Raw genomic sequence first — 19,625 nt, forward strand, 5'->3', positions numbered from 1 at the left:
CAATCCCTTTTGCATGGGAAAACATCAGTTATTAGCTTAATAGCCTTTGTAAATTGGATTCCTACGAGTAGCAAAAAGAAATCTATTTCTCATATGTTCAAAGTTTCGAAATCCTCTACCTAGTCGCTTTAGGTCTTTTACTTTACGATTTAAAGATTCAATTGGACCATTAGAAAGTCGACTATTATATATACCATCTGGTCCTATTCGCTCCCCCATTATGAATGAGTTAATAATGGGGTTCTTGTATTTACGTAGTAAATTTCCGAACTCAATAAATATCTTATATTCACTACTACAGAATTTGTGAATTAGGGGATCTATTTCCTCAGCAGCTTTCAAGGGATTACCAGCATTTCTAGAATTGAATCTTACATACTCTTCTTTTAAATCTCTAAAATCTTTAATATATGGATGAAGGGCTAGGAATTTTTCTTCATATCCAAAAGTGTTTATGAAATACCTAAAGTGTCTGTCATACCTAGGTTACAGATGATATTCTAAATTATCTTGATTTGAAAGAAGCAGCCAGCGATACTTTTTTAGAAGATATACTTCATCTGAAATAGGGGATCTTTTCTTATACCCATATTTAGAATAATATATTTGTTTCCTAGATTCATCTTGTGCTTTGTATTCCTTTTGTAGGCTTCTAAGAAATATGTCAAGAGAATGAATGAGCCATTGCATTACATGAAAAGAATCGACTACAGATACAGCATTTGGGAAGTATCTTTTTACATAGCTGAGGTATGGATTATACATATCTGAAATTAGATACTTAACACTTGCACGTTCTTTTACTCTCGTCCTTGTTGGTATAGTTTATGTACATAAACATTATTATAAATAAATTCACTTTCGATGTTTATTACAATATCAAATCCCGAACAAACGGTTTTACCACAAATTCAAGACGTAATTTTCCTGCTGAATGTCAATTTAAATATTGTATTGAACAAGGTACATCCTATGTTATACTTGTGGCAAGAGCTTAAATAATTTTATCAGCTCAACAAAATAATAAAATCAATGGGAGGATCTAAGGATGAAAGGTTATTCTACAGATAAGATCAGAAACGTCATACTTTTAGGACATGGCGGCTGCGGTAAAACGACTTTTCTTGAAGCGGCTCTGCTTGCCACTGGTGCGATTACCAGAATAGGTAAAGTAGAGGATGGCAACACCACATCGGATTATGACAAGATGGAAATTGAGAAGAAGCATTCTATCAATACCACTCTAGTTCCGGTAGAGTACCAGGGATATAAATATAATTTCCTTGATACCCCAGGATTATTCGACTTCAAGGGGGAGATTCGTTCAGCGCTCAGCACAGCTGCATCATCGATTATCATGGTTGACGCATCTGCTGGAGTGCAAGTAGGAACTGAGAAGGCGTGGGAGGAATGCAGTAAGCATAAGAATCCAAAATTTATAGTCCTCACCAAGATAGATAAAGAAAACGTAGATGTAGATAGGGTTGTAGCTCAGCTTCGCGAGAAGTTCGGAAACTCTGTAGTTACGGATGATGACAAGGACGCTCTGAACGAGGCAGTTGCTGGTACAGATGAGGCTCTAATGGAGAAGTTCTTTAACGAAGAGCCATTTACAGATGAAGAATTTTATAACGGACTTATGACAGGAATTGCAACAGGAGATGTGGTGCCTATTATCAAGATGTCCTCAAAGACGGGAGAGGGAGTTGATGAAGTTCTACGTTCCATAAGCAAGTACGTTCCTACACCTAATATGCACCCTGCATATCCAGCAAAGAATATAAAAGGCGAAGATGTTGAAATTACAACAGACCCAGCAGAGAAGCCAGTGCTATGGGTATTTAAGACAATCGCTGACCCATTCCTAGGCAGAATTTCCTACGCAAAGGTTATCACAGGAACTATCAAGGTTGGTCAGGAACTGTATAACGCGCGCGCGCAGAAGATGGAGAAGCTCGGCTCCATGTTCTTTGTAAGAGGTAAACAGCAGGTTCCAGCAACTGAGGTTGTTGCTGGTGATATATTTGCACTTGCGAAGCTAGCAGGAACAAAGACTGGTGATACACTATCTCTCAAGAGTGAAGGGATAGAGTTCGAGCCAATCGACTTCCCTAAGCCAAACTACTTTATCGCAGTTCAGGCTAAGGACAAGAACGACGAAGAAAAGATGACACAGGCTTTATTCAAGCTGATTGAAGAAGATCCTTCGTTTGCACTCGTGAGAAATGTTGAGACACATCAGTCGCTTCTCGGCGGACAGGGAGACCTCCAGATTGGAATCATCAAAGAGAGGCTCAAGAAGAACTACGGAATCGACGTAGTGACTGTTCCTCAGAAGATAGCTTACAGAGAGACAATTAAGGGTACTTCAGACGTTCAGGGTAAGCACAAGAAGCAGTCTGGTGGTGCTGGACAGTATGGAGACGTGCACATCAGATTCTCGCCAGCTAAGGAAAATTTCGAATTTTCAGAAGAACTATTTGGCGGAGCAATCCCTAAGAGCTACGTTCCTGCAGTTGAGAAAGGTCTCATCGAGTCGATGGAGAAGGGTCCTCTTGCTGGTTGCAAGGTAGTTAACATCAAGGCGGTTCTATACGATGGTTCGTACCATGATGTAGACTCCAACGAGATGGCGTTCAAGATAGCTGCATCACTAGCTTTCAAGAAGGGTATCGTAGAGGCAAAGCCTTGCTTACTAGAACCAATCATGAAGCTCGATATCGTAGTTCCTGAGAAGTACACAGGCGATGTAATGGGGGATATGAATAAGAGAAGAGGGCGTATCCTAGGTATGGATCCAGCAGATGATGGTACAACCTGCTTGCATGCTGAAGCACCAGAGGCTGAGCTTTTCGATTACGCAATCGTGCTAAGAGCTATGACTCAGGCTAGAGGTAGCTTTGAGATGGAATTCTCCAAGTACGAAGAAGTGCCTGCTAACCTAGCGCAGAAGATAATTGAGGCGCATAAGCAGGAGACAGAAGGTAAATAAACGCTTATAGCGATATATAGACAAGGACCAGCCGGAGGGCTGGTCTTTATCTTTTTAATTAGGCTATTACATTAACTTTTACTGCAAGATAGTAATTTTTCTGATAATATAAGCGTATTGAATTAGAGAGGGGAACTCATGAAATTTAGAGACAAATTAGACAGTAAATATCTCAAGATCGTGGCTTATGTAGTTCTGGCAGTGGGACTGTCTTATGCTTTGATTTTATTTATGGGACAGTATCAGAGCATTAGCAAGAGCGTACTTGGTGTTGTAGATTGGCTTGCCGATATTCTTAAGCCAGCGGTAATCGGTGCGATTTTGGCGTATATCCTCAATCCGCTAGTTGGAGTAGCTGAAAGACTGATAACGCGAAATGTAAAATCGCTAAGTCAAAACCCCGTTCAGAAGAGGCGTAGACACACAGTAGCAGTTTTGATAACGCTTCTGCTCATCGTAGCGATTGTGCTGACCTCACTCACAGCGGTCATATATGCAGTGACAAAGCAGGTGCAGACTATAAATGCTGACAGCATCAATGCACTCGTGAACAGCATTGTGGATCAGGCGAAATCATTTGAACATAGCTTCAAGCAGTGGCTTTCAAAGTACAACTTCAGCAAGAACTACGACCTTAACTTTGAAAAGAATCTAATTAACTGGATTTCACATAAACTAAATAGTGCAAGCGGTCTACCGACGTTACTTTCGAATATCACGGCTGGTGTGAGCACATTGCTGTTCTCGGTTATGTTCGCGGTATACTTCTTATTTGACGCAGAAAACCTCAGGAAGTACTGGGGCAAGATGCTAAGGACAATCTGGTCGCAGCGTGCGAATGACAGGCTGACATACGTGTACAGCGATGTTAACAAGGTGTTTAGCGGATACTTCCGCGGTGCAGCGATGGATGGATTTACAGTGGCACTCCTCATCATTATCGGGCTGACTGTAGCTGGCATGCCTTACGGTGTGATGATCGGTATGATGGCTGGTATTGCGAATCTGATTCCGTATATGGGACCGATTGTCGGATATGGACTCACTATCGTGTCAGGTGTGATTTCTGGCGAGATTAAGACGATGATTATATCTATCATAATCATCTCGGTGGTACAGGTTCTGGATGGTGCGGTTATCAATCCAAAGTTATTATCTCACAGTATTGAAATTCACCCGCTGCTGGTATTGGTAGCTATCATCGCAGGTGAGAAGGTGGGCGGATTTGCAGGTATGATCGTTGCTGTGCCGTTTGCTGCGCTGCTCAAGATATGGTTTGAACGCCTCGTTGAGAGAAGAGCGAAGGCTAGAGCATGTGAAGATACCATCGCTGTAGCTGGCAGCGTGGATGGAGAGGGCTTGGAAGAGTAACATGGTTTACGCCATTTATTAAGCTGCTTGAAACCACTAACTAGTTTTAAAATATTAGATTAAATGTATTTCGATAAAATAAGCGAGTGGTCATGCGTTGAGTGACAACTCGCTTTGTGTTTGTTGGGCTATAAGCCCCCGTCGAGGACGCAGAGCGTCCGAGACAATAAACCACCAGCTAAGCTGGTGCGCATTGAATGTTATACAAAAACTCTCCGGAGTTGGTACAATGAGATTATTCAGACCTCAGTGCACCAACTCCGGAGAGTTTATGGCGAATAAGTCATATAGTTTATCGCACACAAAATGGATGTGCAAATATCATATAGTTTTTACACCTAAATATAGGCGAAAAATAATATATAACAAATATAGAAAAGATTTACAAGAGTATATTAAACGACTCTGTAAATACAAAGAGGTAGAAATACTAGAAGGACACATGATGCTGGATCACGTACATCTACTTGTAGAAATACCACTGAGAATAAGTGTATCAAGTTTCATGGGATATCTCAAGGGAAAGAGCACTCTAATGATGTTTGAGAGATATGCAAATTTGAAGTATAAATTGGGGGATCGACATTTTTGGGCAGAAGGATATTATGTAAGTACAGTATGCTTGAATGAAGCAATAATAAAGAAATACATTCAGGAACAAGAACAACAAGATATCACGAAAGATAAGTTAAGTGTGAAAGAGTACGTAGATCCATTTAAATAAAAAGAAACCACTTCAGTGGTAGCCAAAGAGGAAGAGACATTGAGGTTTTAACAAAGTGAAAACCCGCGTCTTTAGGGCGGGTCAGTATTAGGGGCTTATAGCCTCTGTTCGAACCCCCCATTTTAGTGAGCTCATAAAACTAGACCATAAAATTTGCTCAAAAAAACTTTGGCAAACCCTAAAAAACTTTGATGACCCAGTAAAAACCCGAAAACTGAAGAAATACAGTTCGTATAAGGGGGAAATCAGTCCAGCTGTTCCAAACGAAGTGCAGAGGAACTTTCGTAGCGAGAAGCCAGATGAACTTCTTTTGTCGGATATTAGCGGGTTTGCTATTCCGGCAGGCAAGGTATATCTGTCTCCGGCAGTAGATTGCTTTGATGGAATGCTGGTCACGTGGCGAATAAGTGAACATCCAAATGCCGATCTAGTCAATGGCATGCTCGACGATGTGATTGCGAATATAGGCACAAAATTCAAACCAATCCTTCATACAGAACGAGGATGCCACTATCGCTGGCCAGATTGGACTGAGAAGATGGAGATAAACGGATATACAAGATTCATGTAACAGAAAGGGTACTCTCCAGATAATACTGCTTGTTAAGGTTTATTTAGACTAATAAAAACGAGTTCTTCTACAATCAAGAATGGAAAAATGTGACCATAGAGGAATTCTCACATGAGTTAGATATGTACATTAATTGATACAATGAAAAAAGAATCAAGAAATCATTAGGGTATTTGAGTTCTATGGAGTACAGGCGTTCTCTTAAATTGGCTGTTTAAGCTATCCAAGAAAACGTCCGCACCCTCACTCTTCTTATTTATCTAGAGCATCTCTTAATTCTTCTTCGGAATAACCAAACATGTAATCTTCGTCCATTCCGTTAGATAGCCAAATATCTGCAGCATCACATACGCTAAGTGATTCACCTCTTGAAATACCGTTTCTGCATGATTTGCACCATGATTGTGGCTTTGTATGTCCGTATCTAAAACCAAAGAGTTCTTCGATTTCATCATCTCCTCGTGCAATTAATCCGCACTGAGGGCATTCCGCATAATTTCCATGTGGCATAATAGCAACCTCCTTTAATCTTTTTCGGGAACTAGTCCCCATGTCATATTTCTGCCAGAGTAACTCCAGTAGGCAATGTCTTACTCAATAAACAATCATTTAATAACTTTCAATATATGTTCTGCAGAAAAAATCTGTTTCAAAGTGAATGGAGTTATGTTTTTCTTCAGATATATCATGGCATTCAAATACTTCCTTTAACAACTCATAAATTTTTTTATACATTTCTGGATTCTCTTCTTTTTTAATTCTAGATCTGCTCTGATTTCTTTATGAGAAGGAACATTTTTATATACCCCTCCTTTTTTTGCCCCTAACCTGCATTTTCAACACGAACAACAAAATTAAATCCTAACAGGATGAGCTAGATATATACGATTTCCATCAGAGAGCATTTCAACAAAGTATGTGCATTTACTTGATAAATCGCCTGCACCTATGTAGGGTGTTTCATCCATTAAAACTTCAAGGACACGTTTCCTAACCTCGTTTCAAATTCCTCCATTTGAAAACCACTTTTCAAAAAATTTTCGTTCCATAATTAATCATCCCTTTTTATAAGCCTAGGAAATTTAAAGGGATTTCATTATAGAAGTAATTGCAGTCAACATCTTCAATGTATTCAAGAGTATCTCTATAAACTCCATGCTTAAACCAATCGTTAAAAACATAAAGGTACTCAACATCAAATCCTATTGGATGACAGAGCTTTTCATACTCTTTCTTCTTAAAATCACAGTTAGGTAGTTTTTCGTCTACAGAACCGGATGAATTTTGAAATTTCTTCTCAATTATGTAAACATTATGTGTTTGAAGATTAACAAAACATTCGTCAGGCAACCATTTCTTTGAATTATAATCAGTGTAATCAATATGGTTAGGTTCTAGGAAATATCTATAGAAATCATATTTCTGTACGGATAATCCTATTTTAACTGTTCCATCATAAACGGTATGTCCAGATACTCTATATCCTGCAAATGTTAATGCAGTATCGAGAGCGGTGGTTTGCTCAAAATGTAACCCATTTGCGTTTGTTCTAGCGCCACCCCCATGTGTATTAGCTTGTCTAGCCATGAAAATTACCTCTTCTGAAAGAATTCTGTGATATCTAAATCAAGTGCATTAGCAATATGATTTAATACAGAAATGGAAAGACTCTTGGCACAACCGGAAGCTTCTATCTTTGAGAGGTAGCTAATGCTAATTTGTACCTGTTCCGACAACTGGATTTGAGTTAAGCCAGCTTGCTCTCTGTAGTATTTTATATTTGAGCCAATAACTTGATACAGCTCCGTTTCATTTGAAAATTGCATAGTACACTCCCTTCACTATATGTGAATATTATATAATTAAGGCGATTGAACTAAAACTCACTTATAGTGAAAGCTGCGTATAAGGAGAAAAGTGTTAGATAAAAGAAAAAATGTGTGTAATATATAAATCTAAAAATAATAAGGAGGAGATGCTTATCTTTTTACAACCGAATAGCTTTAGCCCAGAGCAATCAACAATCTGGTCTTTTCCAGACCGAGGAAAATGGGCAACCCACTCAGGACGTTATCGAGGAAATTGGTCACCATATGTGCCGAGAAACTTGATACTTCGTTATTCTAAACCAGGAGACTGGATTCTAGATCAATTCTTAGGTAGTGGCACAACATTAGTTGAAGCCAAATTACTTAATCGAAATGCGGTTGGGTTAGATATCAATCCGCAATCCGTTTCTTTATCAGAAACAAATCTCAATTTTGAATGTGAATCACAATCGAAAATTTTTGTAAGGCACGGAGATGCTACAGAACTATCATTTATCAAAGATAATAGGATTGACTTTATATGCACACATCCGCCGTACGCAAATATCATCAAGTACAGTGCAAATATAGAAGGTGATATTTCACTCTTGGATGAGCAAGTTTTTTTTGATTCAATAAATAAGGTCGCAAAAGAATCATATCGTGTTTTGAAAAAGGGTAAGTGTTGTGCTGTGATGATAGGAGATAAAAGGTATAGAGGTAATGTGGTTCCACTAGGATTTCAGTTAATGCAATGTTTTTTGGATGAAGGATTTAAATTAAAAGAAATAATCATCAAAGAACAACATAACTGTAAATCTACAGACAAATGGGTTGGCATTGAAAAGAAATTTTTAATGTTGGCACACGAATATATTTTTGTTTTTTACAAATAATTAAGTTTCACAAAAAGTGAAAGTTTATATTGATAATAGCGACTCTTCCTCGTATAATGGAAGTAGAAGTTTTAACGGAAGGAGGAAAATCAAATGTCTAATAAGAATGTGGCACCATTTGTGAAATGGGCAGGAGGAAAAAGACAATTGCTGGATAAAATATCAGAGAGAATGCCTAAAACCTATAATAACTATTATGAACCATTCATTGGTGGAGGAGCGGTGTTGTTTGAATTACAACCGGAGATGGCTGTAATAAATGATATCAATGCTTCTCTGATTAATACATATAGAATAATCGCAAGTAATCCACAGGAGTTTATTGCTAGGGTTAATAAGTTAGATGCTGCGATGGGAGATGATGTAAAGACATATTATTGTACATTAAGAGAACACTATAATGACAAATTAATGAAAGAGGAGTTTGATATTGAGTTAGCAGCATTATTTGTATTTATAAATAAGCATTGTTTTAATGGACTGTATAGAGTAAATGGAAAAGGTTTATTTAATGTTCCTTGCAATAATAGCACCAAGCTGTCTATTGATGAGGAATCAATAATGGCAGTATCTGAATTTTTGAAGAGTATAACAATATTGCAAGGTGATTTTGAAGAGGCTTGTCGTGATGCACAAAGAGGAGATTTTGTGTTTTTTGATAGTCCGTATGCTCCTTTGAATTCTACCTCCTTTGAGTCTTATACGAAGGAAGGATTTGATGTTGAAAGTCATGAGCGATTGGCAAAACTATTTGATGAATTAACCCAGCGTGGATGTTATTGCATGATTACAAATCACAATACCGAATTTATCAATAAGCTATATGGCAATAAAGGCTATGAAATTGATGTGGTCAGTGTAAAAAGAATGATTAATTCAGATGCTACAAAGCGAACAGGAGAAGAAGTTATTATTTGCAATTATTAAGGGGAGGCGGTTCGAATGGAAAGATTACTTGGGAAAAAACAGCAATATTTCTATGAGAATCCGTCTGCGCAGATAATACTTGGAGATTCATTCCAAGTATTAAGTAAGATGAAACCTGAGAGCATCGATATGATTTTTGCAGATCCACCGTACTTTTTAAGCAATGATGGAATTACTTGTAAAGGTGGCCGAATGGTGTCTGTGAATAAAGGGGAATGGGATAGGATTGGAGAGGAAGCAACCCATATTTCAGATAAGCATAGGTTTAATAGAAAGTGGATAAAGCTTTGTAAGAGAGTGATGAAGCCTGATGGAAGTATTTGGATATCGGGGACTCTACATAATATTTATTCTATTGGAATGGCATTAGAACAGGAGGGCTTCAAAATAATAAATAATATTACTTGGCAAAAAACAAATCCGCCTCCCAATTTAACCTGTAGCTGTTTCACTCATTCAACTGAAACGATATTGTGGGCGCAGAAAGCTGATAAGAAATCTCGACACTATTTTAATTATGAGCTCATGAAAGAACAAAATGATGGCAAGCAGATTAAGGATGTTTGGGTTGGTAGTCTGACAAAACCATCAGAGAAGAAGGCTGGAAAGCATCCGACGCAGAAGCCAGAGTATTTATTAGAGAGAATAATACAGGCATCAACACAACGGGGGGATATTGTATTAGATCCTTTTTGCGGTTCTGGTACAACAGGGGTAGTGGCTAATAGATTTGGTAGAGTTTTTATTGGAATTGATACAGAAGAAGATTATTTGAATATTACAAAAGCACGATTGGAGATGGGACTAAATGACAAATATGGATTTGAATAATTGCTTAAGTCGTTTGCGGATAATATTAATAATTGAAATTACTACGTAAACTATAACACAGCCTATAAGAACACTGCATCGGTAAAGCGTCAATTGGCTCTATTGAATACATTAAAGGACTCGGAAAATATAGAAGATGAATTCAGAGATTTAGTGTCTGAATATCCAGATTGTATAAAGGCTATTCCCCTATTGCTCGCAGTAAAAGAGAATATACTGCTATAACAGAGAATGATAGAACACTGGACGTTAATTTTAATTTTATAAATTATGACATTGAATTATATGTTGAGTTTATGTAGAAGGCGGAGATTTTTGAATTGTTACAAAGTCGCGTTATTGGTTATTTATTAGATGTCGGATTAGGTATAAATATTGAACTTGGTAGCAATGCACTGACAGCATAGATTCAACCATATGATTGGCAAGTACAACGACATCAACAGAGCGCAGATGCCAAACATCACACCTCATGCTTGCAGGTATACATATTACTCAAACCAAGCAAAGCTTGGGTGAATACCAAAACACTTCAGCACCTTATGAGGCATTCAGATATAAGCGTTACAATGAATGTCTACACGCATATCGGATTCGATTATACAGATTAAGAACTGAATCAAATGGAAGAATTTAGAAAGGCACAGGCAGAGGTCGAAAAGAAAAATGAGAAACCGATGTCGCAGAAAATATTTAAGATAATATAGGATGTTTTAAATAAATTTTGGCTCGTAAATGTAGGCGGTTTCTGATATAGTAATTCAAATAATTATTGGGAGGTGATATTCATTAACGAGCCAAAAATTAGTCAATTGTGCTACAACATGAACCTTGGTTCTACAGAACCTAAATTTGCAATTTTAGAAGATGAAACACAGGTTGTTGCAAAATTATATAATGGACCGGAAGGGAATTTAGTGCTCTTTAATGAGTATTTATGCTATCGTTTGGCTATTTTATTAGCTATTCCGATGCCAAAATCGGGTGTTTGCATTTTGGATAGTTCTTCGGAAATACAAGATGAAGAACTTGCTACTTCGCATAATTATGGAAAAGCTTTTTTTTCAGAATATATGCCAAAAGTTACAAAACTACTTCCCACCATTATCAGTAAAATGAGAAATAAAAAGGATTTTGTAAAGCTTCTACTATTTGATCATGTTATATTTAATACAGATAGAAATTTTGGAAATTTATTAGTGCGATTTTGTAAGGATGATGTTTCACTAAAAGTAATAGACCATACACATGTTTTTATAAATCAAACGTCTTGGGATGCGAGTTGCTTGAAAAGGGCAATGGAAGAAAATGATTTATTAGACACAAAAGTGCTGGAATATAATTCTTACTTGTATGAAATGTTTTTTCATAATTTTTCTGTTACAAAAGAGATGTTGGAAAAAGAAAGCTTGATATTTAAACGCAAGATTAATCGTGATACAATAATGAGAATTATCGACATTATTCCCGAAGAGTGGAAACCCAAACAGAAAGATATTGATGAACTTGTAAATTATATCCTATACAGAGTAGATAATTTGGATGTTATAATATCTACAGTTTTGACATACAATAACAGATAGGAAAGGAGGAAATATTATGTACCACATTGAATATGCAGCATTGAATTATTATCATTCACCTATATCAGATGAGTGCTTATGTATAGGTGTGTTATTTCACAATGTAACAAAAGGACAACGTGATTTCAAATATATTTCTAATTTCCAACGTTTTCATGCTTTTGATGATGAAGCGGATATTGATTTTGTTAAACTCTATTTACGCGGAATTAAAGATGAAGTTGAGACTTCTATTTTTAATTTTAACAAAGAATTTGACCTTTCTTCATACGTTAGAGTGTATGCAAATGAATTTAGGTTCTCGCCAGTTAGGACTCTTTCAGTCAATGAAAATGAGGATTATATAGATAATTTATCGAAATTATATTTGAAATATGATTTACCAAAATCACGGAGATTAAATAACAATGAAGAAAAGAAATTAATTCGTAGAGTGCTTGAATCAAATAATCTTGAATTTACTACCCAAAAGATTGATGGACCATATAGTGATGAAATTTCCTTTGATTATCAAGTTGGAAATGTGTGCATTAAAATGTTCTCCTTTAAGGGAAAAAACTTAAAGAGAGTTATTGGAAGTGCTAGACAATGGTCTTTTGTAGCTGGCGAGTTGGGATCACAAAAGAAAGTATTATTCATATATGATTCAGATTATGAAGATATGAGCAATCTCAATATAATTATTAAGATACTATCAAAGAATGCAAAGGTTATGAAATTGGATGATGGAATGGATTATATTTTGAAGCAGTGTTCGTAGAGCCAAAGCCGTAGATTATGTGTCTGCGGCTTTTTGTATAAGTGAAACCACGTGTTGGACGTGTGGTTCAGTAAAAGTTTTGCCGATGAGCAGAAATTGAAAATAAAAAACCCTTCTGTCGGACTTTGAATGCGGTCTATCAGCTGCAAACAAAGGAACAGAATGTAGATACAGTAAAACGAAGCAAGAATACACGAGTATATATCAAAACAACTGAAAGATAAAATGGGAGACCAGCTAACCATGAGCGAATCTGGAGCGTTCAGGAAAAAGAAAAAGTAGGTTAAGGCAAAACGCAACTGATAGACCGCGTTTGTGCGGTGGACGTATCTGAGAGGAGCAGAGGGCTTTGCCCACCTACTTAACAACCACGCGTTCGACGCGGGGATATTATTATAATACTTAATAGTAATAATTTTCGTTTTACAACTAATGTTACTACTAACAGGTAGTAATAACTTGCTAAATTCTGCTCTGATTTGTAACAATCAGTCATTTCAGAACTTTTTACAAAAATCACAGAAGCCCATGTAAAACAGGGATTTGTGCAAAAAGGAGCAAATCAAAACTATGACAAAAATCTTATTCATCTGCCACGGCAACATCTGTCGTTCAACTATGGCAGAATCGGTAATGACGCACCTCGTGAATGAAGCGAGGCTAAGCGATGAATTTGAAATAGACTCTGCTGCGACTAGCAGGGAGGAAATCGGAAATCCACCGCACTACGGAACGGTGAAGAAACTCGGGAAAGAGGGAATACCCGTTATACCGCATAGGTCAAGGCAGATGACAGAGGATGACTACGATAGGTTTGACTATTTGATAGCCATGGATGAGAATAATCTGCGCAACATAAAGAGGTTTGTCGGTAGCGATGAAGAGGGCAAGGTCTCGCTACTGCTCAAACATGCGGGCAGAAGTGGTGGTATTGCAGATCCTTGGTATACAGGGGATTTTGATGTGACGTATAATGATGTCATGGATGGATGCAGGGGCTTACTCAGGGAATTGAGGTAAGATAGGAAGAGGAACGGAGTAACGACAGGCTAAGCTTAAAATGAAACAGCGACTCGCTGAAGTAATGTATGAGCGAGGCAAAGCAGAGATTGACCTCTAGTGGATAGGCGTAGTAGCGCAGATGAAGTGTCTCATTAGGAACAGAGGCACTCTTGCGAGCTCATGACAATCCGATTTTAAAGGAGTATTTGAATTAGATGGCTAAGAAAGTGAAATCAGTATATATGTGTGCGGAGTGTGGCAACGAGTTTCCGAGCTGGCAGGGGCAGTGCTCTTACTGTGGTGCGTGGAATTCGATTGTAGAGCAAAAGGTTAAACCGGATGCTGATAGTGACGCGCGCAGGAGGACGACTAGCAGGGCGACTCCATCAAAGCTAAAAGGCGTGGGGACTGGAAATTACACGAGGATTACATCTGGGATTAGTGAGCTCGATAGAGTTCTCGGTGGCGGAATCGTGCTCGGTTCGATGATTCTGATATCTGGTGAACCTGGAATTGGGAAGTCAACACTGATAATTCAGTCTGCCAATTCGATTGCGCTTAATAATGGAACAGTTCTCTATGTTAGCGGTGAGGAGTCTGAGGAACAGGTGAAGCTAAGGGCTGACCGCGTATGCGAAAATCTGTCTGATAATCTGTTCATTTTTCCAGAGAACAACATAGATAGTGTGCTTGCGGCCTGTGAGCAGACAAAACCGAAATTCCTTGTGATAGATTCAATTCAGACGATGTATTCGGAGGAGCTGGACAACACTGCTGGCAGCATCACGCAGATTCGTGCGTGTTCAAATCTGCTCATGAAGTATGCTAAGACAAATAATGTGCCGATTTTCATAGTTGCTCATGTCAATAAGTTAGGTGACCTCGCTGGGCCTAAGACTATCGAGCACATGGTTGACTGCGTGCTTAACTTTGTGGGTGAGCGAGATAGAGATCTCAGGATTCTTCGTTCTGTCAAAAACAGATTTGGAACCACCGAGGAAATTGGGGCATTCAGCATGGGCTCTAGAGGTATGACCGAAGTTAGAGACTTGTCGGGAACTCTGCTCGAGAGCTCGGATATCAGGGAAGAGGGTTCGGTCGCTTCGGCGCTCTATGAGGGCAGCCGTCCTGTGTTCTTTGAAATTCAGGCACTAGTGACGCCTGCCAATGTCGGTTTCGCGCGCCGAAGCGCAATCGGTATCGATAATAATAGACTCAATATGATTCTGGCTGTGCTTGAGAAGAAAGTCGGAATCTCGTTGCTGAATCATGACGTTTATGTCAATGTGGTCGGCGGACTGAAGCCCGATGGGCCAGGTGCAGACCTGGCCGTCGCGCTCGCGATCTACAGCTCGTTCCTCGAGCGCACCTCGCCTCGCCGCGTAGTGGCGCTCGGCGAGGTCGGGCTTACCGGCAATCTGCGAGCGGTGAGGAATGCTGACCGTATAGTAAGTGAAGCAGCTAGACTAGGATACGAAACCGTGATCTTGCCACGGGGCAATGTCAAGGTGTCAAATCCTAATGCTGATATCCAGGTTGTAGGAGCAGAGAGCCTCGCGTCTGCCATCAAAGCCTTTATAGACAGGAACTAAAATCAAATCCTGGACGCAGCAGCTTGTCCTGCGGCTGCCGCGTCCAGTACAGCTTATAATCAAAAACCAAAACAGGAAGGTGACTATTGAACTGCTCACCTTCCTGTTTTCCTATCATTAAATTGTGTCTTGCCTAAAACGTCTTCTGTCATATAGTACGCTGAACTTATCTATCTCTCACAATCTATTTTTTGACAGTAGCCAGTTCAAACCAGAAATCGCTTCCTTTGCCTTCTTCACTCTCAACCCCATAATTAGCGTTGTGGAGGCTTAGGATGCCCTTTACGATGGATAAGCCGAGGCCAGTCCCTTCTATGTTGCGATTTCGGTTAGCGCTAGTTCTGTAATAGCGTTCCCATACGTGGGATATCTCTTCAGCAGCTATTCCGTCACCGTGGTCAATTACATCGAATCTAACATTTCGACCGACTTTCTTGAGTTCGATTCGCACGTACTTATCCTTGCCACAATACTTAATAGCATTGGATATTAGATTTGCCATAACTTGTTTAAGCTTATCGTAATCACCATATACATACGCAGTCTTACATTTGTTGAAGGATATATTGTAGCCCTCTTGCTGATTCAGCACCTCGAATGTCTCTTCTACCTCTGTAGCGGCCTTTACGATATCGAATTTAGTCATGTTTAGCTCAGCTGAGTTAGACTGAAGCCTTGAAGCAGAGAGCATATCAGATACAAGCTTGTTGAGCCTATCTGCCTCTGCGATAATAACTGCGAGATGTTCAGCACGCTTCTCGGGATTATCTCCTGATATATCGTTAATCATTTCGGCATATGATTTTATCATTGTTAGGGGAGTCTTTAGGTCGTGTGACACATTAGCAATCAAGTCTCGTTGATATGAGTCCGTCTTCTGCATCTCATATGAAGCTTTATTGAGCGTCCTAGCTAGTTCGTTGGTCTCGGTAAATATCCCCCCATTAAAATTCACGTTATAATTGCCGTTACTCAGCTGTACAGCGGATTTCGTGATGCTCGCAATAGGTAGCGATAACCAAGTTGACATTATGATTGCGAGCATGCTGGCAATCATCAACGTTATAAACGTGATGTATAGCAGCTGTGAACGTAAGATGGATATGGTAGACTCCACCGGGTATAGAGGAGCAATCATATACAGAATATTTCCGTCATCACGATTCCCGAGATATGTAGCGTATACTAGGTGTGATGCCTTATTTCCTTTTTCAGTGACAGTGAGGGAAATTTTGCCTAGAGAGCTCTTAGCGAGCTTATCCTTTGCATCTGAAATCTCAAACTGATAATGAGGGAGGTCGCCCTGTGACAAGCCACTGTTTCCGTATTCTGAAGTCAAATCAGCTGTTTCGAGTCTTATATAGAGACCGTTTCTATCAGCAGCTTGTCGTGCATACGCATCGAAATTATCTTTGTTAGTAGAATAATAGTTGCCTAGCTTGTTTGCCGTCGTCTGCGCTTCTTGGGCCATCATTCGCTCGTAGTAAGTATTCATAAAAAAGCTCTGCATGAACCATACCATGAGAAGGATTACAGCGGCAAAGACCATAAAGTACATAAGCGATACAGCACGTATACTGTTCGGATCCCATTTACTTTTCTTTGTCTTCATATTCAAACTTATAACCCACGCCTCTTAGTGTAACGATAAAATCACGGTAAGGACCGAGGTTATTTCTCAGATTCTTGATGTGAGTATCAATGGTTCTATCGTCACCGAAGAAATCATACCCCCAGATGTCAGAGAGAAGCTTATCTCGTGATAGTGCGATATTTCTATTCTGTATCAGATAAAAGAGAAGATCATACTCCTTAGGTGTGAGATTTACTCTATTACCGTCTATGTAAATTGTACGAGCTGCAAAGTTAACCTCGAGTCCATCGAATTTCATGATGTTGCTAGTTCCGTTGTCGGCACCTTCGTGTCTTGTAATAACAGCATTTACACGAGCCATAAGCTCCTTAGGACTGAATGGTTTTACCACGTAGTCATCTACACCTAGTTCGAAACCAAATAGTTTGTCATATTCCTCTCCTCTTGCCGAAAGCATGATGACAGGGATATCTTTAAACTTCTTGATTTCCTTAACAGAGCTAAATCCATCTAGTTTAGGCATCATTACATCCATGATAATCAAGTCATAATCGTTAAGCTTACATAGCCCGATAGCACTCATTCCGTCTGCGGCTTCTGTAACCTCATAGCCACTAAATTCTGAATATTCCTTGATGACCTCTCTGATTTTTGCTTCGTCATCTACTACAAGTAGTTTTTTCATATCTCGTTCCTTTCACATCATGCGAACAATATAAAACACTAATTTGGATTAAAGTTCCTGAATTTCGTACATTATATCACAACGTATCTTCACATTGTGGAAATCCATTGAAGAAAACAAGATTGTAAAGTGTGGATGTATATTGAATCATAAAAGTATACTTGGAATTTTGTTTATCAAACTCTATCATTTAGTGATGATCAGTTCAGAAAGTTTAGAGCTTTTATAAAATAACGAAGAAATGGTAATTTGCTGATTTATGTTACCATGACGTGATTATGATGTGTTATAATATACACATTAACACACTTATTTTATAAATGGGAGGTTTATATGACTCACAATCAGATTGGTTTAAGAATAAGGTAAGCATTTTCTCCTTATTCTTGCTATTATGACATTAATTTTTACAGTTTTTGTATCAATGATGCCTAAACGTGTAAACGCAGATGCTAATGACATAGTTGCAAAGAATGTTGGAAATTACAAAGGTTATCGTGCAACTATATTCATATACAAGGGGGAACACAAGTGCTTCTGCTTGGAATCTCATAATGGTGATCCTTCAGGAACAAATCCAATAAGTGAAGAGATTTATAATAATACTAATGTTGCAAAAGCACTTTATTATGGACAGTATGGCGCAGAACCTTGGGAAGGATTTAATGGTGATGAGGCTAAGGGTGTAGTTATAACTTCACTTGCGTTGAGTGATTTCTATGGCAATGTTAACAACTATAATAATGTTGAGGGAGTGAAGGAATTTAAGGATTTCCTTAATAGCAAGCCTATGCCACCAAGTGGGATTACTCAGTTTGCGAAGAAAAATCTCAAAACATCTTGGGATGCAAAGAGAAAAGTACAGGTGACTGAGGACAATGAAGTTAAAGGTACAGCAGGCCAAAAACTTTCGTTCAATGTTCCAAATGGAGTTAAGGTAGTTAAGAAGGATGGAACTGTACTTACAGGTAAAGTAACCCTTTCTGTTGGTGATGTTTTCCATCTTGAAGCTAATCCAGGTGTAAGCGGAGTTTATAGCACAGGCGAAATCGGAAAAAACTTTAAATATGAGCCTTTAGTTGTCAAGACCGAGAGAGGTAAGCAGGATATAGGTACTCTTAGAATAATTGAGGATAAGACAGCAGTTACACAATTCCAGGTAACGTGGCTTAAATTCAATGATGTAAAGATAAGCAAACAGGATATAACTAATAAGAGTGAATTGCCTGGCGCACAGATGAAGGTTATCGATGCTGAGAGTGGCGATGTTGTAGATGAATGGACTTCTACAGATACCCCTCATGATATCAAGAATCTTGTAAATGGTAGAAAGTATATATTGAGCGAGCTTGCAGCACCTAAAGGTTATCAGCTTAGTAATGAAAAAATAGAATTTGTTGCAGGGCAGAAGGAACATGTTGTTATGTATAATACTCTTGAAAAGAAACCAAAGTCGCCAAAGACAGGAGATAAAACTGATTTGACTGTGCCTGTTGTAGTATTCGCTACATCTGTAGCGACGATACTGGCTGCATTGTACATGCGCAAGCGCCTACAGAAATAAATAGCAACTTTCTTCATCAGAACTTATAGTATGGTTTTGAATCATACTCTATATTCAAGGAATTAGAGTTTAAACTCTAATTCCTTGTCTTTTATATATCAATGTGTAGCAACTATTCATAAATATATTGACATCATGAATTGAACATGCTAATCTGAAAAATTCATGTGTTGCTTAAAAAATGCAATTATATTATAATTTCAATATGTTGATTGTAGAGAAAGGAGGCTGCTGTGTTCAATATTGGAGATAGTATTGCATATCCAATGCACGGAGCGGGAGTTGTTACTGAAATCGAAGAAAAAGAAGTTCTCGGTGAGATTTGCCGCTATTATCATGTAAGCCTCCCGTACAGCAAGATGCACGTGATGGTTCCTGTCGATAATTCGGACAAGGTGGGAGTTAGGGCTATCATATGTAAGGAAGATATCCAAGGAGTGCTTAAAGTCCTTGGTGACAAGTCAGATAAGATGTCTAATAACTGGAATAGGAGATATAGAGAGAATACAGAGAAGCTTCGCACTGGGGATATTTATGAAGTTGCCTGTGTGGTGAGAAACCTTGTTCGTAGTGACAGAGTCAAGAAGCTTTCGACAGGGGAGAAGAAACTCCTCGGAAATGCTAAGCAAATCCTCGAGAGTGAACTTGTGCTCGCAGGAGGACTTTCTCTCGACGAGGCAGATAGCCTCGTCGAATCTAACATTTAGCCATTAGGGTGCTTGTGT

19 protein-coding genes and 2 pseudogenes are annotated in these 19,625 nt (G+C 38.7%); 15 read left to right on the plus strand and 6 right to left on the minus strand.

All coding sequences use genetic code 11. The features are described 5' to 3' along the window. Positions 1-36 precede the first annotated feature (36 nt). A pseudogene (locus QU661_RS08380) lies at positions 37-765 on the minus strand (ISL3 family transposase). 283 nt (positions 766-1,048) lie between these two features. On the opposite strand from QU661_RS08380, the gene QU661_RS01485 reads away from it, so the two are divergent. From QU661_RS01485 to QU661_RS01500, 4 genes are all read left to right on the plus strand, one after another. Next, the gene (locus QU661_RS01485) at positions 1,049-2,992 is read left to right on the plus strand and encodes an elongation factor G (protein ID WP_304990008.1); all 1,944 of its coding nucleotides are present in this window, start codon (positions 1,049-1,051) and stop codon (positions 2,990-2,992) included. A 138-nt stretch (positions 2,993-3,130) separates the two neighbouring features. Beyond that, positions 3,131-4,363 carry an AI-2E family transporter gene (locus QU661_RS01490; protein ID WP_304990009.1) on the plus strand — a complete coding sequence of 411 codons (1,233 nt, stop codon included), beginning with the start codon at positions 3,131-3,133 and terminating at the stop codon, positions 4,361-4,363. A gap of 271 nt (positions 4,364-4,634) precedes the next feature. Next, on the plus strand, positions 4,635-5,087 hold the full coding sequence (gene tnpA, locus QU661_RS01495; protein WP_304990451.1) for an IS200/IS605 family transposase: 453 nt from the start codon (positions 4,635-4,637) through the stop codon (positions 5,085-5,087). Between the two features lie 268 nt (positions 5,088-5,355). Then, on the plus strand, positions 5,356-5,658 hold the full coding sequence (locus QU661_RS01500; RefSeq protein WP_304990010.1) for a DDE-type integrase/transposase/recombinase: 303 nt from the start codon (positions 5,356-5,358) through the stop codon (positions 5,656-5,658). A gap of 252 nt (positions 5,659-5,910) precedes the next feature. On the opposite strand, the gene QU661_RS01505 is transcribed toward QU661_RS01500, so the two are convergent. From QU661_RS01505 to QU661_RS01515, 3 genes are all read right to left on the minus strand, one after another. Continuing rightward, complete coding sequence (locus tag QU661_RS01505) at positions 5,911-6,168, minus strand: hypothetical protein (protein WP_304990011.1); 258 nt, start codon at positions 6,166-6,168, stop codon at positions 5,911-5,913. A gap of 555 nt (positions 6,169-6,723) precedes the next feature. After that, positions 6,724-7,245, minus strand: a complete 522-nt coding sequence (locus QU661_RS01510; RefSeq protein WP_304990012.1) for a PD-(D/E)XK nuclease superfamily protein — start codon at positions 7,243-7,245, stop codon at positions 6,724-6,726. Between the two features lie 5 nt (positions 7,246-7,250). Then, positions 7,251-7,484, minus strand: a complete 234-nt coding sequence (locus QU661_RS01515; protein ID WP_304990013.1) for a helix-turn-helix domain-containing protein — start codon at positions 7,482-7,484, stop codon at positions 7,251-7,253. Positions 7,485-7,633: 149 nt separating this feature from the next. Between QU661_RS01515 and QU661_RS01520 the strand changes: the two genes are divergently transcribed. The 9 genes and pseudogenes from QU661_RS01520 to radA all read left to right on the plus strand — a co-directional run bounded on the left by QU661_RS01520 (position 7,634) and on the right by radA (position 15,057). Further along, on the plus strand, positions 7,634-8,362 hold the full coding sequence (locus tag QU661_RS01520; RefSeq protein WP_304990014.1) for a TRM11 family SAM-dependent methyltransferase: 729 nt from the start codon (positions 7,634-7,636) through the stop codon (positions 8,360-8,362). Between the two features lie 93 nt (positions 8,363-8,455). Next, a complete protein-coding gene (locus QU661_RS01525; RefSeq protein ID WP_304990015.1) occupies positions 8,456-9,289 on the plus strand; it encodes a DNA adenine methylase in 834 nt (277 codons plus the stop codon). Positions 9,290-9,304: 15 nt separating this feature from the next. Then, positions 9,305-10,120 (plus strand): DNA-methyltransferase, encoded by an 816-nt coding sequence (locus QU661_RS01530; RefSeq protein ID WP_304990016.1) that lies wholly within the window; start codon positions 9,305-9,307, stop codon positions 10,118-10,120. A 93-nt stretch (positions 10,121-10,213) separates the two neighbouring features. Then, on the plus strand, positions 10,214-10,345 hold the full coding sequence (locus QU661_RS08390; RefSeq protein ID WP_416388974.1) for a DpnII family type II restriction endonuclease: 132 nt from the start codon (positions 10,214-10,216) through the stop codon (positions 10,343-10,345). Between the two features lie 599 nt (positions 10,346-10,944). After that, positions 10,945-11,703: a HipA family kinase gene (locus tag QU661_RS01540; RefSeq protein WP_304990017.1), complete on the plus strand. Its 759-nt coding sequence runs from the start codon at positions 10,945-10,947 to the stop codon at positions 11,701-11,703. Between the two features lie 16 nt (positions 11,704-11,719). Next, complete coding sequence (locus QU661_RS01545) at positions 11,720-12,463, plus strand: DUF3037 domain-containing protein (RefSeq protein WP_304990018.1); 744 nt, start codon at positions 11,720-11,722, stop codon at positions 12,461-12,463. 177 nt (positions 12,464-12,640) lie between these two features. Beyond that, positions 12,641-12,745: pseudogene (locus QU661_RS08410) on the plus strand (IS200/IS605 family transposase); the annotation flags it as partial. Between the two features lie 351 nt (positions 12,746-13,096). Then, positions 13,097-13,483 (plus strand): low molecular weight protein-tyrosine-phosphatase, encoded by a 387-nt coding sequence (locus QU661_RS01550; protein WP_334307216.1) that lies wholly within the window; start codon positions 13,097-13,099, stop codon positions 13,481-13,483. Between the two features lie 197 nt (positions 13,484-13,680). Next, complete coding sequence (radA, locus tag QU661_RS01555; RefSeq protein WP_304990020.1) at positions 13,681-15,057, plus strand: DNA repair protein RadA; 1,377 nt, start codon at positions 13,681-13,683, stop codon at positions 15,055-15,057. A 184-nt stretch (positions 15,058-15,241) separates the two neighbouring features. On the opposite strand, the gene QU661_RS01560 is transcribed toward radA, so the two are convergent. Then, a complete protein-coding gene (locus QU661_RS01560; protein ID WP_304990452.1) occupies positions 15,242-16,669 on the minus strand; it encodes a sensor histidine kinase in 1,428 nt (475 codons plus the stop codon). Next, complete coding sequence (locus QU661_RS01565) at positions 16,650-17,336, minus strand: response regulator transcription factor (RefSeq protein WP_304990021.1); 687 nt, start codon at positions 17,334-17,336, stop codon at positions 16,650-16,652. The genes QU661_RS01560 and QU661_RS01565 overlap by 20 nt, the downstream gene beginning before the upstream one ends. A gap of 394 nt (positions 17,337-17,730) precedes the next feature. On the opposite strand from QU661_RS01565, the gene QU661_RS01570 reads away from it, so the two are divergent. Next, complete coding sequence (locus QU661_RS01570; protein ID WP_304990022.1) at positions 17,731-18,900, plus strand: prealbumin-like fold domain-containing protein; 1,170 nt, start codon at positions 17,731-17,733, stop codon at positions 18,898-18,900. A gap of 233 nt (positions 18,901-19,133) precedes the next feature. Continuing rightward, positions 19,134-19,607, plus strand: a complete 474-nt coding sequence (locus QU661_RS01575) for a CarD family transcriptional regulator (RefSeq protein WP_304990023.1) — start codon at positions 19,134-19,136, stop codon at positions 19,605-19,607. Positions 19,608-19,625 lie beyond the last annotated feature (18 nt).

This window comes from Mogibacterium neglectum, assembly GCF_030644205.1.
Taxonomy (GTDB): Bacteria; Bacillota; Clostridia; order Peptostreptococcales; family Anaerovoracaceae; genus Mogibacterium; species Mogibacterium neglectum.

Bases quoted from the DNA above. Each gene is read 5' to 3' on its own strand.
- QU661_RS01485 (WP_304990008.1), top strand. From the start codon at position 1,049: ATGAAAGGTTATTCTACAGATAAGATCAGAAACGTCATACTTTTAGGA.
- QU661_RS01490 (WP_304990009.1), top strand. From the start codon at position 3,131: ATGAAATTTAGAGACAAATTAGACAGTAAATATCTCAAGATCGTGGCT.
- tnpA (WP_304990451.1), top strand. From the start codon at position 4,635: ATGGCGAATAAGTCATATAGTTTATCGCACACAAAATGGATGTGCAAA.
- QU661_RS01505 (WP_304990011.1), bottom strand. From the start codon at position 6,168: ATGCCACATGGAAATTATGCGGAATGCCCTCAGTGCGGATTAATTGCA.
- QU661_RS01510 (WP_304990012.1), bottom strand. From the start codon at position 7,245: ATGGCTAGACAAGCTAATACACATGGGGGTGGCGCTAGAACAAACGCA.
- QU661_RS01515 (WP_304990013.1), bottom strand. From the start codon at position 7,484: ATGCAATTTTCAAATGAAACGGAGCTGTATCAAGTTATTGGCTCAAAT.
- QU661_RS01520 (WP_304990014.1), top strand. From the start codon at position 7,634: ATGCTTATCTTTTTACAACCGAATAGCTTTAGCCCAGAGCAATCAACA.
- QU661_RS01525 (WP_304990015.1), top strand. From the start codon at position 8,456: ATGTCTAATAAGAATGTGGCACCATTTGTGAAATGGGCAGGAGGAAAA.
- QU661_RS01530 (WP_304990016.1), top strand. From the start codon at position 9,305: ATGGAAAGATTACTTGGGAAAAAACAGCAATATTTCTATGAGAATCCG.
- QU661_RS01540 (WP_304990017.1), top strand. From the start codon at position 10,945: ATGAACCTTGGTTCTACAGAACCTAAATTTGCAATTTTAGAAGATGAA.
- QU661_RS01545 (WP_304990018.1), top strand. From the start codon at position 11,720: ATGTACCACATTGAATATGCAGCATTGAATTATTATCATTCACCTATA.
- QU661_RS01550 (WP_334307216.1), top strand. From the start codon at position 13,097: ATGACGCACCTCGTGAATGAAGCGAGGCTAAGCGATGAATTTGAAATA.
- radA (WP_304990020.1), top strand. From the start codon at position 13,681: ATGGCTAAGAAAGTGAAATCAGTATATATGTGTGCGGAGTGTGGCAAC.
- QU661_RS01560 (WP_304990452.1), bottom strand. From the start codon at position 16,669: ATGAAGACAAAGAAAAGTAAATGGGATCCGAACAGTATACGTGCTGTA.
- QU661_RS01565 (WP_304990021.1), bottom strand. From the start codon at position 17,336: ATGAAAAAACTACTTGTAGTAGATGACGAAGCAAAAATCAGAGAGGTC.
- QU661_RS01570 (WP_304990022.1), top strand. From the start codon at position 17,731: ATGACATTAATTTTTACAGTTTTTGTATCAATGATGCCTAAACGTGTA.